Here is an 18,503-nt window from a genome sequence, read left to right as displayed (position 1 = left end):
TCCCAAAAAGTTAAACACACTGTTTTGGCTGGCTGGGGTTGGCTGGGCACGCTGGTTTGAGTCAAACCGTGCTGGCTGGCCTTAGCTTGCTAATTTATGCCCGTAATTCTATATGATAACGATTCGCATTTAGATAGAAAGTTAAAATTTCGCATGCAATTCATCTCCTCTCGCTTTTGCACCCTTGCGTCAATAGGTCTGCTGTGCAGCCAACTCACGCTGGCGCAAGTGGCGCCCGGCCAGATTTGGGACATCCACGCGCAACAAACCATCAGCCTAGAAGCCGCCATGGCCCGGCTCCAAGCCAGCCGCTATGTGCTCTTAGGTGAAAAGCATGACAACGAAATCCACCACGCCCTGCAACTGCAAGTGCTACAAAGCCTGCACCAAGGCGGGCGCAAGCCCACGCTGCTGATGGAACAGTTCGACACCGAGCACCAGGCCGCACTCCATGCCGCGCAGACCGCCGCAGCGGGTAGCACCAAAGACGCCACCGCCCAAGCTGAGCGCTTGGCCGATGCGGGCCAGCTCAACCGCAAAGGCTGGCGCTGGCCCATGTACCGCGACCTGATTGCGTTCGCCACAGCACAGAGATGGCCAGTTGCCGCAGCCAATCTATCCAGAGCGGAGGCTCGGGACATTTTTAAAGGAAGCAAGACAGTCACACTCCCCACAGCCAGCCCTGCCCTCTTCGCCAAATGGGAGGCCGACATGGTGGCAGGCCACTGCGGCCAAGCCCTGCCGGCCAACATGGTGACGGGCTTGGTCACCGCGCAACGCGCACGCGACGCCACCATGGCCGCCGCGCTAGAAGCCACAGGCCCACAAGGGGCCGTGCTCATCGCAGGCGCAGGCCATGTGCGCCGTGAACGCGCCGCGCCGCTGTACTTTCAACAGGCCTCGTCCAACCCAGCAACCATCACCATAGCGTTCACCGAGGTGGACCCCGGCATCACGCAGACCAAAGACTACGACCAAGAAGGCTTTGATCTGCTGTGGTTCACCCCCGCCCAAACCCGCGAAGACCCTTGCGCGGTCATGCCTTTGCAAGTCCCTGCGAAGCAATAGCCAATAAGAAAGGCAAGCGGTAGTTGCGCGACGCCATTTGCCTAAGCGTCCACCCCAAGGCCGTTACACAGCCTTGCGTCCTATCAAGCCGCCAATGCGGCGCACCAACCATTTGGGTGTGCCGCGCGAGGCAATCATGGCGGCTTGGTTGATGGCACCGGGTACGCAAATGGCGTCGCCGCGCATGGTCGCGGCAAAGGCCAGGTCGGCCACCCGCTGCACATCGCCCACCAAAAAACCTGGCAAGCGGCCGAGCTTGTCGTTGGCCCCGGCCGCTTGCGTCAGCATGTTGGTAGCGGTGATGCCGGGGCACAAGGCGGTGACGGTGACGCCAGTGCCACGCAACTCCTCTGCCAGCGATTCCGACAATGACAACACGTAGGCCTTGCTAGCGGCATAGCTAGCCAACGTGGGCACGGGCTGGAAGGCCGCGACCGAGGCCACATTGAGCACCCGCCCTCGGCCGCGCTGTGCCATGCCGGGGACAAAGGCGCTGAGCATGGCCGTCAGGCCAGAGATGTTCAGGTCAATGATGTTCTGGTGTTTGGCAGCATCCATGGCGGTAAAGGCCCCTTGCTCCAGCACGCCCGCGCAGTTCACCAGCACATCCACAGATTTGTGGGTGCGCGACACCGTGGCAAACAGCTGCGCGGCGGCACCGGGCTCCGCCAAATCCGCAGCCTGCACATGGACGGCCACGCCGTATTTCTCAGCCAGCGTCGCAGCCAAGGCCTTGAGCTTGTCTTCGCTCCGGGCCACCAGCACAAGGTCGTGACCGGCAGCAGCAAAGCAGCCCGCCAGTGCCTCCCCAATGCCTGAGGAAGCGCCCGTGATCAGTGCGCAAGGGTTGCCAGAGGCAGACGTGTTTTTCTTAGCCATGGAGTGGGGTCTTTGTGTGGGGAAGTTTAGAGATCAAACGTGCGCCGGTTCCACCATCAGCGTCATGCCGGCGGCGCGCAGGCGCTGCACCAACACATCGCCCAGCCCGCTAGCAGGCGTGAGCACACCGCCGTGTTGGGGGCCACCGGGTAGCGCGTTGAGTTGCAGCGCCAGTGCCAAGGCCGATTCACACAGCATCTTGGTTGTGGCCCGGTTGCCGGGGTCGCCCTTGTCGGCCACCATGCCGCGCACCATGTTCCCGCTGGCGCTGTGGCCCACCCACAGGGCGCGAAACGATCCGCCGTCCATACTGGCCTCGGAGGGCCCTGCACCGGGCGGTGGTGCCAACTTCTGCGCCAATTTGCGAATGGGGCTCCACTTCAGGGCTGCCTGCGATGTGAACGAACCCAGGCTCAGGCTGCTAGCGGCCAATGCAGCCACAGGGCCTTTGCCCAAGCGCAAATACTCTTGGTAGGCATACCCCTCGGCATAGCCCAAAAGCGCGGCACTGCGCCGCACCACGCGGGTGTTGATGGTGGACATCAGAAAAGGCCCCAGCCAGGCACCAAAGTCCGTGTCGTGGCGCGGGCCCAGGGGGTCGGCATGGGCAGGGCCTAGGGGTGGACGGCTTCCACTGGGGTTCAGCAAAAAGAGATCTTCCATCGCGGCCGACTGCCCCGACGCCAGCATATGGAACAACGAGGCCAGCGTGCCACCGTTGAAGCCACCCCGTATGCTGAAGGCCACCTTGGTCGCCACACAGGCTTCCCCATAGCGCTCTCGCATGGCTTGGTTAGCCAAGTGCGCGCTCAGGTCGGAGGGGATGGAGTCAAACCCACAAAACGGAATGATGCGCGTGCCCTTGCGCTGGGCCGCCACATGGTGCTGATCGATCAGCCCTTTGACCCAAGGCGTCTCCCCCGTAATGTCCACATAGTGGGTGCCGTTGCGCACACACGCTGCCACCAACTCACTGCCATACAGGGCGAAGGGGCCGGCCGTGCTGAGCACCACCTTGGCACTGCGGGCCAAGGCGTCCATGGCAGCGGCGTCATGGGCCTCTGCCACCACAAGGCCCGCCTGCTGCGCACCGGTGGCCTTGCGCACCGCCTCTAGCTTGTCTTTGGAGCGCCCAGCCAAAGCCCATGTCAGGCCCGGTGCATAGCCCGCTGCATGTTTGGCAAAGTAGTCCACCGTCTGGCGGCCTACAAAACCGCTGGCGCCATACAGCACCACGTCGTAGGGTCTAGGGGAAGCGTTGTGGGTGGCCATAGGTAAGTACTCCTGTATCCGGTGGGCTAAGCATAGGCTCAATCAAGCCCCGGGGGTATGGAGACTGTCGCCTAAGCAACGCAAGTCACTCGGGTTCCATGACTACGAACGCCCACATACCCGCTACACAGTTAATAGCATATAGCGCAATACCCATGGGCTCCGCAGCCACATTTACCCCTTAACTCTTGCGCGCAGGCTTCTCTTTCCACGCTGCAGCACCCAAGAGCACCACTTGCAGTTGCTGCACAAAGTTTTCGGTCATCTCGGCTTCTAGCAACGGCTGTTCTGGGGGCAGGTCCAAGATTTCTGGGGCGGCGGCCAGCATGGTGGTGACGATGAGGCCACACACCATTTGCAGGCTGCTGGTGGGCATGTCGGGGTAGACGCCTAGGCGGCGAAAGTCTTGGGCCATCTCGTTGGTGAAATGGCTCACATCGGTGCGAATGGCCATGCGCAGAATGCGGCTGCCGCCCGAGCGCTCGCTGGAGATAAACAAAAACTGCAGCCGGTTTTGTCGCACGTATTCGTAATACACCTGCACCGAGCGGCGCACCATGGACTTGGGCTCTACGCTGGTTTGCCGGGCCTCGCGCAGCAAGCGGCGCAGGGTGATACCCACCTCTTCCACCAAGGCCAGCCCCAGCTCATCGGTATTGCGAAAGTGGCGGTAAAACGCGTTGGGCACCATGTTGGCCTCACGCGCGATCTCGCGAATGCCCAAGCTGGTAAAGCTGCGCCCCTCCCCCATCAACGCCAACGCCGCCTGGATCAGGCTGGCGCGGGTTAAGTCTTTGCGCGCGCTGCGAGTCAGCGGGTCTGCGCGTTTGCTAGCGGACGCGGTGGTGGGCATGAAGTGACCTGGTTTTGTGTACATCCGTATCTTAACAAAGCATATCCACAATGACGAATTCCCTCAGTAAATTGCCATTAATTGGCTTACATCCCTAGATTTTTTGCAAGCCCTATACTTTGAGTGTACAAACGTACACAATACAAGCCATTCACTACCGGGTCGCCCCATGACACTCACTGCAACATCCGACACCCCAGTCGCCCCCAACACCAGGCTGGGCGCCGCCACCCAAGCTGTGGCTGCTTTCTTTCAGCATCCGTGGGTAGCGGGCATTGTTCGCCTGAGTGCGGTGGAGGACAGCTTGCGCTTGCTACACCCCATGCTGTCGCTCACACAGCCACGGGCGCGGGTGGTGCGCATCGTGCATGAAACGGCTGACACCAAAACCTTTGTGCTGCAGCCCAACGCCTTGTGGCATGGCAGGCGCACGGCGCTTGCCGGGCAGTATGTGCAGCTGCAGTTGGAAATCAACGGGCGACAAGTCCAGCGGCTCTACAGCATCTCCAGCACTCCGGGCGCACGGTGTTTTGCTATTACGGTCAAACGGCAACCGGGCGGCTTGGTCTCGCACTACCTGCACGCGCAAGTGAAGGTGGGTGATGTGTGGGCCGTGGGCCAGCCTGAGGGCAGCTTTGTGCTGCCCGCCACCTTGCCGCCCAAGCTGCTCTTGCTCAGCGCTGGCAGCGGCATTACCCCGGTGATGGCCATGCTCAAGGACTTGCAGGCGCGCCGCTACCCAGGCGACGTGGTGTTTTTGCATGTGTGCCGCAACCCGGGTGAGCTGATTTTTGCCAAGCGGCTGCAAGCCATCGCTGCCCAGTACCCCGAGCTTTCGGTGGTCACCCATTTTGATGACATCTCCGGCCGCTTCGGGCCAGAGGCGCTGCAACTGGCCGTGCCTGATGTGGCCGAGCGCAGCACCTATTTGTGTGGCCCCAGTGGCTTGATGGACGCGATTCACCAGCATTGGCAAGCACAGGCGTACACCGCGCCCCTGCACAGCGAACGCTTTGTGGCGTTTCCCTTGCTGCCCAGCAGTGCGCCCGGCACACCAGTCAATGTGTCGCTCGCATCCAGCGGCACGCAGTTTGTGACGCAAGGCAACGCCCCCTTGCTGGTGCAAGCCGAGAACGCGGGTCTCAACCCCAAGCACGGCTGCCGCATTGGCATCTGCCGGTCCTGCCAATGCACCAAGCGCAGCGGCACGGTGGAGAACCTGCAAACCGGCGAGCTGTCCAGCGCGCCCAATGAAGCGATTCGCCTGTGCATCTCGGTGGCGCGCTCTGACGTCACGCTCCTGCTGTAAGCACCCTCGCCTCTCGCCTGCCCCTATCCAACACACCAAGGAAGCACCCATGAGCTTTGCCAAACCCACCCACCTGAGCCGCGACCAAATTGACACGCTAGGCCACGAGCTGGACGCCATCCGCGCCAGCGTGATGAACACCCTGGGCCAAGCCGATGTGGACCACATGCGCCGCATGATTGCTATTTGCCGCGCCAGCGAAGTTGGCGGGCGTGCACTGCTGCACTTTGGGGTGGGCCCCTTGAGCTGGGTGGCGGGCGTACTGGCGCTGGCCAATGCCAAAACTTTGGACAACATGGAAATTGGCCACAACGTGATGCATGGCCAGTACGACTGGACGGGCGACCCCGCGCTGAACTCGCAAACCTTTGAGTGGGACATTGCCTGCGACGGCGAGCAATGGCGTCACTCGCACAACGTCACCCACCACACCTACACCAACATCTTGGGCAAAGACCGTGACCTGGGCTACTCGCTGCTGCGCGTGACCGGCGCGCAGCGCTGGAAGCCACGCCACTGGCTGCAGCCCATCGCCAACCTGCTCTTGGCCATGGGGTTTCAGTACGGCGTGGGCTCGCACGATTTAGAGCTGGGCAAGTACAAGCACGGCGCCATCCCTAAGCCCGTGTTCAAGGAGCGGCTCAACCGCTTTTTAAGCAAAACCGCCAAGCAGTGGTTCAAAGACTACGCGCTGTTTCCGGCATTGGCGCTGTGGAGCGCACCGCGCGTGCTGGCGGGCAACTTCTGCGCCAATTTGATTCGCAACTTGTGGACCTATGTGGTGATTTTTTGCGGCCACTTCACCGAAGGCGTGTCCATTTACCGCGAGGAAGACACCCGCAACGAAACCCGTGGGGACTGGTATTTGCGCCAGTTGCAAGGCTCTAGCAACCTCACAGGTGGCCGCGTGTTTCACATCATGACCGGGCACCTGAGCCACCAAATTGAACACCACCTGTTCCCCGACATGCCCGCCCACCGCTACGTAGAGATAGCGCCGCAAGTACAAGCCCTGTGCGCCAAGTACGGCCTGTTTTACAACACCGGCAGCTTGTGGAAGCAATATGGCACCGTGCTCAAACGCCTGTTCACCCACACCCTGCCGCCCAAACCGCAAACCTTGGGCGCGTAAACGCTAGCGCCCTTCTGCCGCAGGCACGGCGTGCGGCACAGCGCGAATGGGCATTGCTATTTGCGCCAAGCCGCGCTCTAGGGACGAGGCGCTAGGGTTTTCTACAAACACGCACTGTTTGCCCGTGCGCTTGCAAAAGTCTTTGACGCGCCAATAGGCGTTGTGGCTGATGCAGCCGGTTTGGCAGATCACCAAGTCAGCGGCAGCCAAGTTGGCGTCTAAGGCGCTGCTGTTGTCTTCTAGCCCTCCATCGTGGTGGGTAAAGCGGCCGCCCACGCGCTCCACCACGTCGCGGTAGTTGGCAATATTGCCGCTGCGCCCGCCCACGCACAGCACCACTTTTTCTTGCAGATGCAAAGGCGCGTCGCTTGGCTCTGCTTGCGGCTTGGGCAAGGCGCGCTCGGCCTGCGCCGCAGCTTGGTCGGCCTGCTGGTTCACACGCTCAGCGGCGGCCAACTTACGGCGCAGGTCCGCCACCTGCGCTTCAAGCTCAGCTTGGCGGTGCGCCTGTTGCAGCACGCGCTTTTGCAAGCGGCGGTTTTCTTCTAGGCTGGGGGCTGCGGCTTGCAGCGTGGCCAAGTCCTGGGTCAGGTAGGCAATCTGGCTGTCCTTGCCAATCACATCGGCACGGGCGCGCACCACTTCGGCTTGCAGCCTCTCGCACTCAGCAGCCTTGTTTGCAATCAGCCGCGTGCTGCGCTCTTGCACCTTGGCCAGCTCGCGGGCCAGCACAGCGTTTTCATCGGCCAGCGCGTTGAACTTGGCTATCTCTAGGCGCACACCCGCGCCCGCTTGGTGTTGAAACATATGCAAATCGCGGCACATGCCTTCTTGCAAAGCCATGTCGCAACGCGGGTGCGTGAGCGCAGCCCAAAATGCGCCGGACACCTCGCCACACTTCAGGTGCTTCACCCACAGCTCAGCAAGCTCCATGGTGGTCTTGGCAGCCTTAAAAGCCAGCACTTCACGCGCATAGCGTGTCTCCAGATCGGCTTGCATCAGCTCCGACAAACGGGTGCGCCGCCCGCACTCAGACACGGCCCCGGCATGCACCTCGTAGTCACTCACCAAGGCATTGCCACCCACCGCTTTGTTGACTAATTTGCGCAGCACGTCCAGCGGAATGCTCACACCCACCAGCGGGCAATGGGCATGGCTTTCAAGGTCCCACAAGCGCCTGCGCCGTGAGCCGGTGAACAGCGGTGGCGGTGCGTGGTGGTCGCAGCATTTCAGTTCTGGCACGGGTGGCTTGGCTAGCATCAAAAGCTCCTATCACTATATTTTTAATAGCTGCTTGCGCAATATCCATGGGCACAAACGGCATATTTCCCTTGAAACATCGGAAACACAGCATGCCCAAGCTCGGCCCACAGGCGTCTTACGACAAGCGAACCACGCACACTGCAATTTCAACTTGAGTCGCAGTATATGCGAATCATTCGCATTTGCAACACCCTATTTTTCTTGCGGTTTTTTAGGTAAAACGTCAGCCCCTGGTCGGCCAAACTGCAGTGGCACTGGCCATAATCACTCCATCGTTCACCACCTAGGAGCTGCCATGAAAGGCGACGCGCAAGTTATTTCCCACCTCCAAGCCCAGCTGAAAAACGAGCTCACGGCCATCAACCAGTATTTCTTGCACTACCGCATGCTCAAGCACTGGGGTTTTGACAAGCTGGCCAAGAAGGAATACGACGAATCCATTGGCGAAATGAAGCACGCCGACTGGCTCATGGACCGCATCTTCACCCTAGACGGTCTGCCCAATTTGCAAGACCTGGCCAAGCTCAATGTGGGTGAAACCGTGCCCGAAATCTTGGCCTGTGACCTCAAGGCCGAAGTGAGCGCGCAAGCCACCATCAAAGACGGCATCGCCCACTGCGAATCCGTGCGCGACTACGTGTCACGCGACCTGCTGCAAAAGATTTTGGACGACACCGAAGAGCACATCGACTTTTTGGAAACCCAAATCGAACTCATCGACAAAGTGGGCCTGCAAAACTACCAACAAAGCCAAATGGGCGAGCTGAGCTAAGCCCCGCCGGGGTTTAGTTCACATGAGGGCTTCTAGCAGCCCTCAAGCGGAATAGGCTCGCGGGGCATCAACATCACGCTCTGCGGGCTAGCCACTGGACAGCAGGTGGCGTCACTCGCGGCCTACTTTTCAATCCCCTTGTGAATTGCCGTCTGCCCGTGGTTAATAAAGACCTTTTGAACAATGGAATTGATGGTCCACGCTCCATCTGTGCGCGCCACGCCAAAGATGTAAAGGCAGTGGGTGTTGAGCACTTCACCCAGGGCGTTGCGGCGGTAGATGGCCATGGAGGCTTTCACGGTGCCAACGCTGCCCGACCCTTCTATCTCCACATGGCCCGCGAGATGGTGTGTTTGCAGCTCTTGCAGCGCTGAACGTCTTAGCTCCACAAAGCGGCTACTAGACATACGCTCGGGTGGCGTACCGCGCAGGTCCGAGTAATCGGTGTGCAACTCAGGCGCAAGACAGCGCTCCAAGCGGACCCAGTCTTTGAGATCAAAGCTGTTGGCAAACCGCGCCACCAACTGCTGCAGCGCATAGACATCTTCAAGACTCAGCACCTGGTTTCCTTTCTGGTTTGGCATGTCGGGAATGGTGGAGCATTCGCCGTAAATCAATCAACGTAGCGGTTTAGTTCAACGTTGGAATTCAGCCGACCAGCCCGCACAGCTGGCGCAGGTCGGCTGCAATGACCGGTTATTGCGTAGCGCGCAACAGCCGCGACTAGTCTTCATACCAGGTGATCCATTCTGGTTTATCTCCGGCGTTCTCGAAGAAGTACGCCATGGCCTTGTAGCACTGCTCGACGTCAATGCACCACGAAAGCGGAAACTCGTCGCGCTGCCGATTGCTAAGCAAGAAGCTCGCCGTGCCCAGTCGTTCATAGGTGGATCTGGAAGTGAATCCGCTGTCACCTTCTTGCCGAAGATAAAAAAGAAAAGCGGCATCTCTATTGCGGAGCATGCAAAGACATGCGCCGCTGGGCGCCTTAGCCCACAGTTCGAACATCGGGGACCTATCAAACCTATCTATCAAGCAGCCCAGTTCCTCGGTGGAACTCGGTTGCAGCCTTTCGCCGTTGAACTCGAACGCAATCATCTATGCGCCATAACTTGATCCAGAAGTGAAACCTGTCTTATAAACAAGATCAATTCTGGCCATGGTTTCCCCTCCCTAGTTTTGTAAATCCTCGATTTATAACCGAGCCATTCGGGGTGCCTGCTATCACCCTCGGTATACATCGGGGCCAACCCCTGCAACAGCGCAGGATAAAGCGGGCGCTGCTGTTCAACACGGACACCGAAATCTCTGCAGAGCCGCGTACTCATTGGCTTGCAACCTTGTAGTGCATGTGTACACCAAGATAAATGAGAAGCCAAAACTCGCCGCCCTAGGCGTCTTTAGCCCACCTAACCGCCCCCCCAAGCCACCCGCTCTTTGCCCCACATCAAAAAGCAATGAGAAGGATTCGCATTATGATGCGCATCTTCTTTGTTTCAGAAAAAGGGCGTTCCGTGCAAAAAAGTCGACTGTTTCAAACCGTTTTGGTAGCCGCCATGGCCTGGGGGGGCTTGGGTGTGCAGGCGCAGGCTGTGGATGCCACGGCGGTGGCCAAGCACTATGCAGTGCTGGTGCATGCCAATTACACCGACACACTAGCTGGCGCCACTGCCCTGCAGCAGGCTGTGACGGCGTTTACCGCCAGCCCCTCGGCAGACACCTTGGCCGCAGCGCGCAAGGCTTGGTTGGCGGCGCGGGAAACCTATGGGCAGACCGAAGCATTTCGGTTTTATGCCGGGCCTATTGACGACAAAAACGGGCCAGAAGGCCGCTTGAACTCTTGGCCGTTGGACGAGGCGTATATCGACAGCGTTAAGGGCAAGCCTAACGCGGGCATCATCAACAACCCCAAAATTGCCATCACCAAGCAGAGCTTGGCGGCCCTGAACGAACGCGGCGGTGAAGAAAATATTGCTGCTGGCTGGCATGCCATTGAGTTTTTGCTGTGGGGCCAAGACTTCAGCGCCACCGGCCCTGGCGACCGTTCGTTTGAAGACTTTGTGGACGGCAAAGCACCCAACGCCAAGCGCCGCCGCGAGTACCTCACCGTGGTGACCAGCATGTTGGTGAACGACTTAACTAGCTTGGTCAAAGCTTGGACCCCGGACGCCAAAAACTACCGCGCCAACTTTGAAAAAGCCGGGCCCGATGCGCTGCGCCGCATGCTGGTGGGCGTGGGCTCGCTCTCACGGGGTGAACTGGCGGGTGAGCGTATTGAAGTGGCCTTGGCCTCGCAAAACCAAGAAGACGAGCACTCTTGCTTTTCAGACAACACCCACCGCGACATTGTGGCCAACGCACGCGGCATAGAAAACGTGTGGCTGGGCCGCTATGTGCGCCCTGATGGCACAGTTTTGCAAGGTGCGTCCCTGCGCGATTTGGTAGCTGCCAAAGACGCTGCGGTGGCCGAGCGCACCAGCACGCATGTGGCGGCCAGCGTGCAAGCCGCTGAAGCCATTCCTGCGCCGTTTGACCAAGCCATCATCGGCCCAGACACGGCGCCCGGGCGCATCAAGGTGCAAGCGGTGGCGACAGCGCTCAAGCTACAAAGCAAAGACTTTGTAGACGCAGCCCAAGCCATTGGCATTCAGAAACTCACCTTGACAGCGAAGAAGGACTAAAGCCGTGGCATTGCGTTCCCTTTTGAAATGGTCGCTAGCCATGGGCGTAGGCTCGGTGGCCATGGCGGCTTGGTTGGGTGCTTCGGCGGCGGATGCGCCTAGCCCGCCCGAAGAGCGCCCCGGTGGCGATACCACCGTGTTTGAAGTGGGGCGCAATGCGTTTTCTTTTCCGGCGGCCAACTTGGATGAAGCGGGCCGCACCACCTTTGCGGTGGGCAACTCGTTCTTTAGGCGTAACTGGGTGGAAGCGCCCTCGTCGACTACCGCACGCGACGGGCTGGGGCCGCACTTTATTGCGCGCTCTTGCGGAGGCTGCCATGTGCAAGATGGGCGCGGTGCCCCGCACGATGCCAGCCAAGCCAAGTTTGCCCGCATTACCGAGCAGCCGGTGGCGCTGCTGTTTCGCCTGTCGGTGTTGAACGCCCAAGGCCAACCTGAACCCGAGCCCACCTATGGCGAGCAGTTCACCAATGCCAGCGTACAAGGTGTGAAAGCCGAGGGCAAAGTGCGCATTCGCTACACCGAGGTGCCGGGCCAATTTGCCGATGGCACGCGCTACAGCCTGCGCAAGCCGCATTACAGCTTTGCCAACTTGGGCTATGGGCCCATGCACCCCCAAACGCTGGTGAGCCCGCGCATTGCGCCGCAGGTGGCCGGAGTGGGTTTGATTGATGCGATTGCGGCGGAAGACATTTTGCAAAACGCCCGTGACCAAGCCAGCCGCAGCGATGCCATTCGCGGTGTACCCAACCAGGTGGTGGACGCGTTTACCGGCAAGACCGCAGTAGGCCGCTTTGGCTGGAAGGCCAACGCACCGTCACTGGCGCACCAGTCTGCTGCAGCGTTCAACGGTGACATTGGCATCACCTCTACCCATTTCCCCAAAGAAGACTGCCGCCCCAAGCAGCAAGACTGCACTAGCGCACCGCGCGGGTCTGCCGGTGCGAGCCATGAAATTGACGACGACACGCTAGAGAAAGTCATCGCCTACCAAGCCACGCTGGCAGTGCCTGCGCGGCGCGACTTTGGCCGCGCCGATCTGGCCCAAGGCCAAGCCTTGTTTGAGCGCGCCCAATGCGCCGCCTGCCACCGCGCCAGCTACACCACGGGCGAGTCACGCTTTCCGGCGCTGAGCAAGCAAAAAATTTACCCCTACACCGACTTGCTGCTGCACGATATGGGCACGGGCCTGGCCGACAAGCGCCCCGACGGTGTGGCCAACGGCCAGCAATGGCGCACGCCACCGCTGTGGGGCATTGGCTTGATACCCGATGTGAACGGCCACAGCTTTCTGCTGCACGACGGCCGCGCGCGCAACACGCTAGAAGCCATTTTGTGGCACGGCGGTGAGGCGCAGGCTGCCAAACAATCGGTGCTGACCATGAGCAAAGCCGAGCGTGATGCCTTGGTGCGCTTTGTGAATTCCTTATGAACATGTCAATCTTGCAAGCCAACGGCGCACACGCGCCCTGCCCGCAAACCCTCGCCCAGCGCCGCGCCCTGCTGCGCTGGCTAGGTGCAGCGCCCCTGTACGCCGTGGCGATGCCCATGGCGTTTGCAGCAGCCAACGCGCCTGCATCCGCGCTCCCGGCCAAGCCCAAGGCGATCTATTTGACGCATGCCGACTTTGTGCGCAACGCGCTGCAGCGTCACTTTGTGCCTGCTGCGCAAGCGTTTGCACAGTCAAGCCAAGCCCTAACCGCGCTGTGGGCTGAACCCGCTGCCACGGCAACAGCTGCGTGGCTTAAGCAAGCACAACAGGCTTGGCTGCAAACCCTGTGGGACTGGGAGACTTTGTCTGCCGTGTCGGTGGGGCCACTGGTGGAGCGGCGCAGCGCCCGAAAGATTGACTTCTGGCCTACCCGCCCCGCCATGGTTGAGGCGGCCATAGCGGCCATGCCGCAATCAGCCGCCGCATTGGCCCAAACCGGCGCGCCAGCCAAGGGCTTGCCTGCCTTGGAGTGGCTGCTGTGGCAAGCCAACCCCAGCGCGGCGCAGCTGCAGTATGCCCAGCTCTTGGCTGCGGAATGCGCAGCAGAAGCGCAAGCCATAGCCCAAGAGTTTGGGCAGTGGTTCGGCCGCATTCAACACCGTTTTGAAGACGACGAAGCCCTGCCCGTTTTGCAAGAGTGGGTAGGCCAACTGGCGGGCGGCCTCGACCAGCTGCGCTGGAAAAAGATGGATAAGCCTGCCAAGTCGGGCCGCGCAAGCGACTGGCCGCGCGCCACCTCACGCGCCACGCACAGCAGCTGGCTGGCGACCTGGCGCGGGCTAGAGCGATTGCTCATAGGCACCGACCCCTTGGCGCCCCAGCGCACTGCCCCGGAGCAGACCGATGCGATGCGCGCCAGCTTTTTTGGTTTGCTTTTAGGTGGGGAACACCTGGCCGGTGCACATGCCTTGGGCCAGGCGGTACAAGCCACCGCCAAAGCCATGGCTGCAGCCACGCCTAAACAGGCAAGCAGCATGCAGGCCGCACTCACCGCCCTTGGCCGCTGCAAGCAAGCAGTGGACAGCCACGTGGCACAGGCCCTGCACATCGTGGTGGGCTTCTCGGACGCCGATGGTGACTAAGCGGCCTATGCACCACACCACTGCACCACTCACACGCCGCGCATGGCTGCAGCGCAGCATGGTGCTGGCCAGCGCAGGTGCCCTGCTGCCTGAAGCGTGGGCCGCAGTGGACGCACAGCCCACCATACTCACCGCGTGGGACTTTGCGCAGCAGTCGTGGGCTGGCGTATGGCGCCCCGGCTCTGCGCCGCGTGGTGTGGCACTGCCAGCGCGCGCCCACGAGGTGCTGCCCGTGCCGCGCCATTTGCTGCCAGCCAAAGCCGCGCCGCAAGCCATTGCGGTAGCGCGCCGCCCTGGCGAATACCTGCTGCGTTTTGACACGGCCAGCGCCCGCGCACTGCAGTGGCACGCCATGGAAGACGACCGGCTGCTGGTAGGCCACGCCGTGTTTTCTGCCGACGGCCGCACGCTCTACACCACCGAGACCGACACCGAAACCGGCCAAGGCGTGATTGCGCTGCGCGACCCGCTGACCCTGATCAAACGGGCCGAGTTTTCCAGTGCAGGCATTGGGCCGCACGCTGTGCTGCTGGAGGATGCGGGTACGCTACTCGTAGCCAACGGCGGCATCTTGACGCTGCCCGAGACCGGCAGGCGCAAGCTCAATACACCCCGCATGGAACCCAATATTGCCCGGCTCAACGCCAGCACCGGAACGCTGATCGCGCGCTGGCAGCTGGAAGACACTGCCTTGAGCCTGCGGCACATAGCGGTGTCGCCCCAGGGCACAGTGGCGGTTGCCCTGCAGTCTGAACACACGGACGCAGCCGCCCGAGCGCAAGCTCCACTACTGGCCCTGCTCAGTAGCAACACCTTGCGCAGCATTCCCCTGCCCGCTGGCACTGCGCTCGCCGGATACGCGGGCGATGTGGCCTACATGGCCGAAGGCATGAACTGGCAAGGCGCGCCAACCCCCGCTGGCTTTGTGCTCAGCGCTACGCGGGCCAACCAATTGGTGCGCTGGTCAGAGGCTGGTGCATGGCAAGGTGCCATGGACCTGCCCGAAGCGGGTGCACTGCTCACCCACGGCACGCAGTGGATAGCCACCGGCGCACAAGGGCAATACACAGGCTCAAAGGCGGGCGCGACGGGCTCTAGCCCCCGCGTGCGTTGGGATAACCACGCCCGCAGCCTCGGTTAGCAGGAGCTGCCTGTTGCATTCCCGCAATAAAGCTGCGGGAATGGCATTGATTTCACAAATGAGAGAGATTCGCATTTATAATTTGCATATCTTTACATTACCGGAGAGCCTTCATGATTGTTTGCGTATGCCGCCGCGTCTCAGACCACGAGATTGCCCGCCACGCACGCATGGGCATGGGCTTTGATGACATTCAGATGGAACTGGGTGTCGCCACCCAATGCGGCAAGTGCGAAGAATGCGCGCGTGAGGTAATAGCCAACTGTGGCGCAAGCTGCCACAGCACTGGCGCTATGCACCGCACCATTCCCATTTACGCCCAGGCTTAAGGCCCCTGCCCCGAGCCAAGTTTTCACTGAAGTTTTAGTTTCACCAAGACCCATATCCACCCACTACGCTTTTTGATTGCCAGCCACCGATGTGGCTTTTTATTGCACTTGCAATAGAAATGATTCGCATTTGAGTGCGCGTCACCCATTTTTGCCAACCCTAGCCAGCCACACACGCGCCGCAGATTTGCCCGACGTGACATAGCCAGCCACCTCACTTTTCATAAGGTTCACCTGCTGTGTCTTCTCGTCGCAAAAACAAGTCAAATATGCCTCTAGCGCCAATTAATACTGCGCAAGCCACTACAAACTCTGTAGCAAACATGGCCTTGCTACCGCTGGGCGCCATCCTACTGGCGGGGTCCATGGGGGCGCTGGCGCAAGATGCCGGTACCACTGCCGCAAGCGACAGCACCAAAACGCTAAAGCCCGTTGAGGTCCGTGCAACCCGTGACCGCGCAGAGCAAAGCTACCAAAGCGGCATCACCAGTGTGGGCAAGATGCCGGTGGCAGCCAAAGACATTCCCCAATCACTCACCGTGGTGACTGAAAAGCTCATGCACGACCAAGGCAAAGACACGCTGAAAAGCGCCTTGCAAAACGTGCCCGGCATTACCTTTGAAGCCGGTGAAGGTGGCCGCATTGGCGACAACATCCGCTTGCGCGGCTTTACTGTGGCTGGAGACATTTACTTAGACGGCATGCGTGACATTGCCCAGTACAACCGTGACACCTTTAACGTAGAGCGCGTCGAAGTACTGCGCGGTTCTGCGTCCATGTTGTTTGGCCGTGGCTCCACAGGGGGCGTGGTCAACCAAGTTAGCAAAGCCCCTGTGGCACGCAACGAAAACGAAGTCAACACCACCATCGGCACCGACAACTATGTGCGGGTCACGGGTGACTTCAACATCAAAACAGGCGAAGACCAAGCGCTGCACATAGGCGCCATGAAGACAGACAGCGACGGTTTGGCCGGCAAAGCTGGTACCCACCGCAATGGCCTCGCGCTCGACTACAAGCTAGGCATTGGTACGGCCGATGAGCTGACGTTTAGCCTGTACCACTTGGACTACAACGACAAGCCCACTTTGGGTGGCCGTTGGTTAGAAGGCCGCCCCGCCCCCTTGCCCACAGACAAATGGTATGGACTGGACTCGGACTATCAGCGCGACATGGCAGACATTGCCACCGTGAGCCATCTGCACCGCTGGGAAGATGGCAGCAGCCTCAAGACCACGGTGCGCAGCGGTGAGTACAAGCGCGACTTGTGGGCAACCCAACTCGGAGTAGCCGGTGGCACCACCCAAGCAAACTTCGGAAATAGCACTGTACTGACCCGTGGCAATGCGAACCCCCGCGGTGGGCTGGAAAACCATACCTTCGTGCAGACCGATTACCTCACTAAGACAAACTTGTTAGGCCTTAAGAACGACCTTTTAGTGGGTGCGGAATATGCGTTGGAGCGCTCTACCAGCTACCGTTACGTCACTGCCAGCATTCCGGTCAAGCCATCGACCACAGTGGGCAACCCGAGCAACACCGCTGTCCGCGACACCCGAATCCCCTACTGGTTTGGCACATTCCAATCCACCACGATAGGCACCTATGTTCAAGACACCCTATCGCTCAACAACTACTGGAAGCTGGTAGGCGGACTGCGCTGGGACCAATTCAGCGGTGACTATGACCGCGCCACCGGAGGCAGCCTCTCGCGTACTGACAGCGTGTGGAGCAAGCGCTTGGGCGTGATGTACCAACCCACCGACGAGGTGAGCTACTACGCGTCCTATGGCACCTCGTTCAACACCTCAGGCGACCTGTACCAATACGACGCGAGCAGTGCAAAAACCGCACCTGAAAGTAGTCGCAACCTTGAACTGGGCATCAAGTGGGAGCTGATGGAAGGCGATCTCTCGGTGCGCACCGCCTTAGCCCGCAGCGACAAATACAACGAGCGCAACACAGACACCGCACAGGGTTCGGGGGAATACTTGCTCACGGGCCAGCGCCACACCGATGCACTGGAGTTTGAAGTAGCAGGTCGCATTACCCCCAACTGGGAAGTATTTGCCGGCTTGGTGTTTATGAACGCGGTAATTGACCAAGCGGGCTCCAGTGCAGGCGCGCAAGCCACGGTGGGCATGAACCCCGGCCTCACGCCCGCCAAGCAAGGCAACATTTGGACCACCTACCGCATGGATAAGTGGCGCATTGGTGGTGGCCTGACCGCTGTGAGCGAAAACAGTCCTTGGTCTACCACCGCGGCAAATCTCGCCAACAAGGCCCCAGGCTACGTCAAGGCTGACGCCGTGGTGGAGTACCAATGGAACAACGACAACACCGTCAAGGTGAATATCGACAACTTGGGTGACACCACTTACTACAGCTCGCTCTACCAAGGTTGGCCATCGCTGGGCGCAGGCCGCAGCGTGCGCATGACCTGGACCACCAAGTTCTAAACCGCCCCACTGGCAAGTCACAAGGAAACCCATGCTTTTACGGATTGCACACGCCCTGTCGGCGGACGAACTGGCCCAGGTGCGCGAATGCGTGCTGTCTGCCGACTGGGTGGATGGCCGCGTCACCGCGGGCACCCAAAGTGCATCCGTTAAAAACAACCGCCAGTTGCCAGAAGACTTGCCCCAGGCCCAGCGCGCCCGCCACATGGTGTCTAGCGCCTTGGCGCGCAACCCCATGTTTGTGACGGGCGCGCTGCCCAAAACGGTGTACCCACCGCTGTTTAACCGCTACGGTGGCGAGGCTAACGCCTTTGGCAACCACATTGACAACGCGGTGCGCACCCACGCGGCCTCCGCGACCCATGTGCGCACCGACATTTCATGCACCCTGTTTTTGAGTGAACCCGACAGCTACGACGGTGGCGAGCTGGTGGTGCAAGACACCTACGGCGAACAACGCATCAAGTTTGCGGCGGGCGATCTGGTGATGTACCCCGGCACCTCGGTGCACCGGGTCGAACCCGTGACCCGTGGTGAGCGCTTGACCTGCTTTTTCTGGATAGAGAGCATGGTGCGCCACGATGCGCAGCGTCGCCTGCTGTACGACATGGACATGGCCATTTTGGCTCTGCGCCAGAAAGGTGGCGACACCGCTGAAGTGCTGCAACTCACCGGCGTGTACCACAACCTGCTGCGCATGTGGGCCAGCACCTGAATGCACCCCATGCCGCCCAAAACACATCAACCAAGGAACGTACCCTATGCACATGC

At 60.4% G+C, this 18,503-nt stretch carries 17 protein-coding genes; 11 read left to right on the top strand and 6 right to left on the bottom strand.

Annotated features, from left to right (window positions below; genetic code table 11):
- Positions 1-153: 153 nt before the first annotated feature.
- On the top strand, positions 154-1,068 hold the full coding sequence (locus EXZ61_RS08465; RefSeq protein ID WP_168224723.1) for a ChaN family lipoprotein: 915 nt from the start codon (positions 154-156) through the stop codon (positions 1,066-1,068).
- A 63-nt stretch (positions 1,069-1,131) separates the two neighbouring features.
- Here EXZ61_RS08465 and EXZ61_RS08460 read toward each other — a convergent pair whose 3' ends face one another.
- The 3 genes from EXZ61_RS08460 to fabR all read right to left on the bottom strand — a co-directional run bounded on the left by EXZ61_RS08460 (position 1,132) and on the right by fabR (position 4,072).
- Complete coding sequence (locus tag EXZ61_RS08460) at positions 1,132-1,947, bottom strand: SDR family NAD(P)-dependent oxidoreductase (RefSeq protein WP_142810881.1); 816 nt, start codon at positions 1,945-1,947, stop codon at positions 1,132-1,134.
- Positions 1,948-1,980: 33 nt separating this feature from the next.
- Complete coding sequence (locus EXZ61_RS08455) at positions 1,981-3,219, bottom strand: saccharopine dehydrogenase family protein (protein WP_142810879.1); 1,239 nt, start codon at positions 3,217-3,219, stop codon at positions 1,981-1,983.
- A 181-nt stretch (positions 3,220-3,400) separates the two neighbouring features.
- Entirely contained in the window at positions 3,401-4,072 is a 672-nt protein-coding gene (gene fabR, locus EXZ61_RS08450; RefSeq protein ID WP_142810877.1) for an HTH-type transcriptional repressor FabR, read from the bottom strand.
- A 169-nt stretch (positions 4,073-4,241) separates the two neighbouring features.
- Here fabR and EXZ61_RS08445 point away from each other — a divergent pair, with 169 nt between their 5' ends.
- On the top strand, positions 4,242-5,381 hold the full coding sequence (locus EXZ61_RS08445) for a ferredoxin reductase (RefSeq protein ID WP_142810875.1): 1,140 nt from the start codon (positions 4,242-4,244) through the stop codon (positions 5,379-5,381).
- Between the two features lie 49 nt (positions 5,382-5,430).
- Positions 5,431-6,513, top strand: coding sequence for a fatty acid desaturase family protein (locus EXZ61_RS08440; protein WP_178084843.1), 1,083 nt, complete (start codon positions 5,431-5,433; stop codon positions 6,511-6,513).
- A gap of 3 nt (positions 6,514-6,516) precedes the next feature.
- On the opposite strand, the gene EXZ61_RS08435 is transcribed toward EXZ61_RS08440, so the two are convergent.
- A complete protein-coding gene (locus EXZ61_RS08435) occupies positions 6,517-7,773 on the bottom strand; it encodes a DUF2325 domain-containing protein (protein ID WP_142810871.1) in 1,257 nt (418 codons plus the stop codon).
- A gap of 298 nt (positions 7,774-8,071) precedes the next feature.
- Here EXZ61_RS08435 and bfr point away from each other — a divergent pair, with 298 nt between their 5' ends.
- Positions 8,072-8,548 (top strand): bacterioferritin, encoded by a 477-nt coding sequence (bfr, locus tag EXZ61_RS08430; protein WP_142810869.1) that lies wholly within the window; start codon positions 8,072-8,074, stop codon positions 8,546-8,548.
- A 122-nt stretch (positions 8,549-8,670) separates the two neighbouring features.
- On the opposite strand, the gene EXZ61_RS08425 is transcribed toward bfr, so the two are convergent.
- Together EXZ61_RS08425 and EXZ61_RS08420 are read right to left on the bottom strand one after the other, a co-directional pair.
- On the bottom strand, positions 8,671-9,108 hold the full coding sequence (locus tag EXZ61_RS08425; RefSeq protein ID WP_168224722.1) for a nuclear transport factor 2 family protein: 438 nt from the start codon (positions 9,106-9,108) through the stop codon (positions 8,671-8,673).
- Between the two features lie 163 nt (positions 9,109-9,271).
- On the bottom strand, positions 9,272-9,646 hold the full coding sequence (locus tag EXZ61_RS08420; RefSeq protein WP_142810865.1) for an Imm1 family immunity protein: 375 nt from the start codon (positions 9,644-9,646) through the stop codon (positions 9,272-9,274).
- A gap of 458 nt (positions 9,647-10,104) precedes the next feature.
- Here EXZ61_RS08420 and EXZ61_RS08415 point away from each other — a divergent pair, with 458 nt between their 5' ends.
- The 7 genes from EXZ61_RS08415 to EXZ61_RS08385 all read left to right on the top strand — a co-directional run bounded on the left by EXZ61_RS08415 (position 10,105) and on the right by EXZ61_RS08385 (position 18,447).
- The gene (locus EXZ61_RS08415) at positions 10,105-11,229 is read left to right on the top strand and encodes an imelysin family protein (protein ID WP_237219173.1); all 1,125 of its coding nucleotides are present in this window, start codon (positions 10,105-10,107) and stop codon (positions 11,227-11,229) included.
- Positions 11,230-11,269: 40 nt separating this feature from the next.
- Entirely contained in the window at positions 11,270-12,661 is a 1,392-nt protein-coding gene (locus tag EXZ61_RS08410; protein ID WP_142814169.1) for a di-heme oxidoreductase family protein, read from the top strand.
- The gene (locus EXZ61_RS08405) at positions 12,658-13,803 is read left to right on the top strand and encodes an imelysin family protein (protein ID WP_142810861.1); all 1,146 of its coding nucleotides are present in this window, start codon (positions 12,658-12,660) and stop codon (positions 13,801-13,803) included. Before EXZ61_RS08410 ends, EXZ61_RS08405 begins: the two co-directional genes overlap by 4 nt.
- Before the next feature lie 7 nt (positions 13,804-13,810).
- Complete coding sequence (locus tag EXZ61_RS08400; RefSeq protein ID WP_168224721.1) at positions 13,811-14,944, top strand: DUF1513 domain-containing protein; 1,134 nt, start codon at positions 13,811-13,813, stop codon at positions 14,942-14,944.
- Positions 14,945-15,057: 113 nt separating this feature from the next.
- Positions 15,058-15,273 carry a (2Fe-2S)-binding protein gene (locus EXZ61_RS08395; protein ID WP_142810857.1) on the top strand — a complete coding sequence of 72 codons (216 nt, stop codon included), beginning with the start codon at positions 15,058-15,060 and terminating at the stop codon, positions 15,271-15,273.
- Positions 15,274-15,596: 323 nt separating this feature from the next.
- On the top strand, positions 15,597-17,732 hold the full coding sequence (locus tag EXZ61_RS08390) for a TonB-dependent receptor (protein ID WP_142810855.1): 2,136 nt from the start codon (positions 15,597-15,599) through the stop codon (positions 17,730-17,732).
- A 31-nt stretch (positions 17,733-17,763) separates the two neighbouring features.
- Complete coding sequence (locus EXZ61_RS08385) at positions 17,764-18,447, top strand: Fe2+-dependent dioxygenase (protein ID WP_142810853.1); 684 nt, start codon at positions 17,764-17,766, stop codon at positions 18,445-18,447.
- Positions 18,448-18,503: the final 56 nt, after the last annotated feature.

The organism is Rhodoferax aquaticus (assembly GCF_006974105.1).
GTDB lineage: Bacteria > Pseudomonadota > Gammaproteobacteria > Burkholderiales > Burkholderiaceae_C > Allorhodoferax > Allorhodoferax aquaticus_A.
Note: the sequence above shows the minus strand (reverse complement) of the source record. Positions and strands in the feature narration are given on the sequence as shown.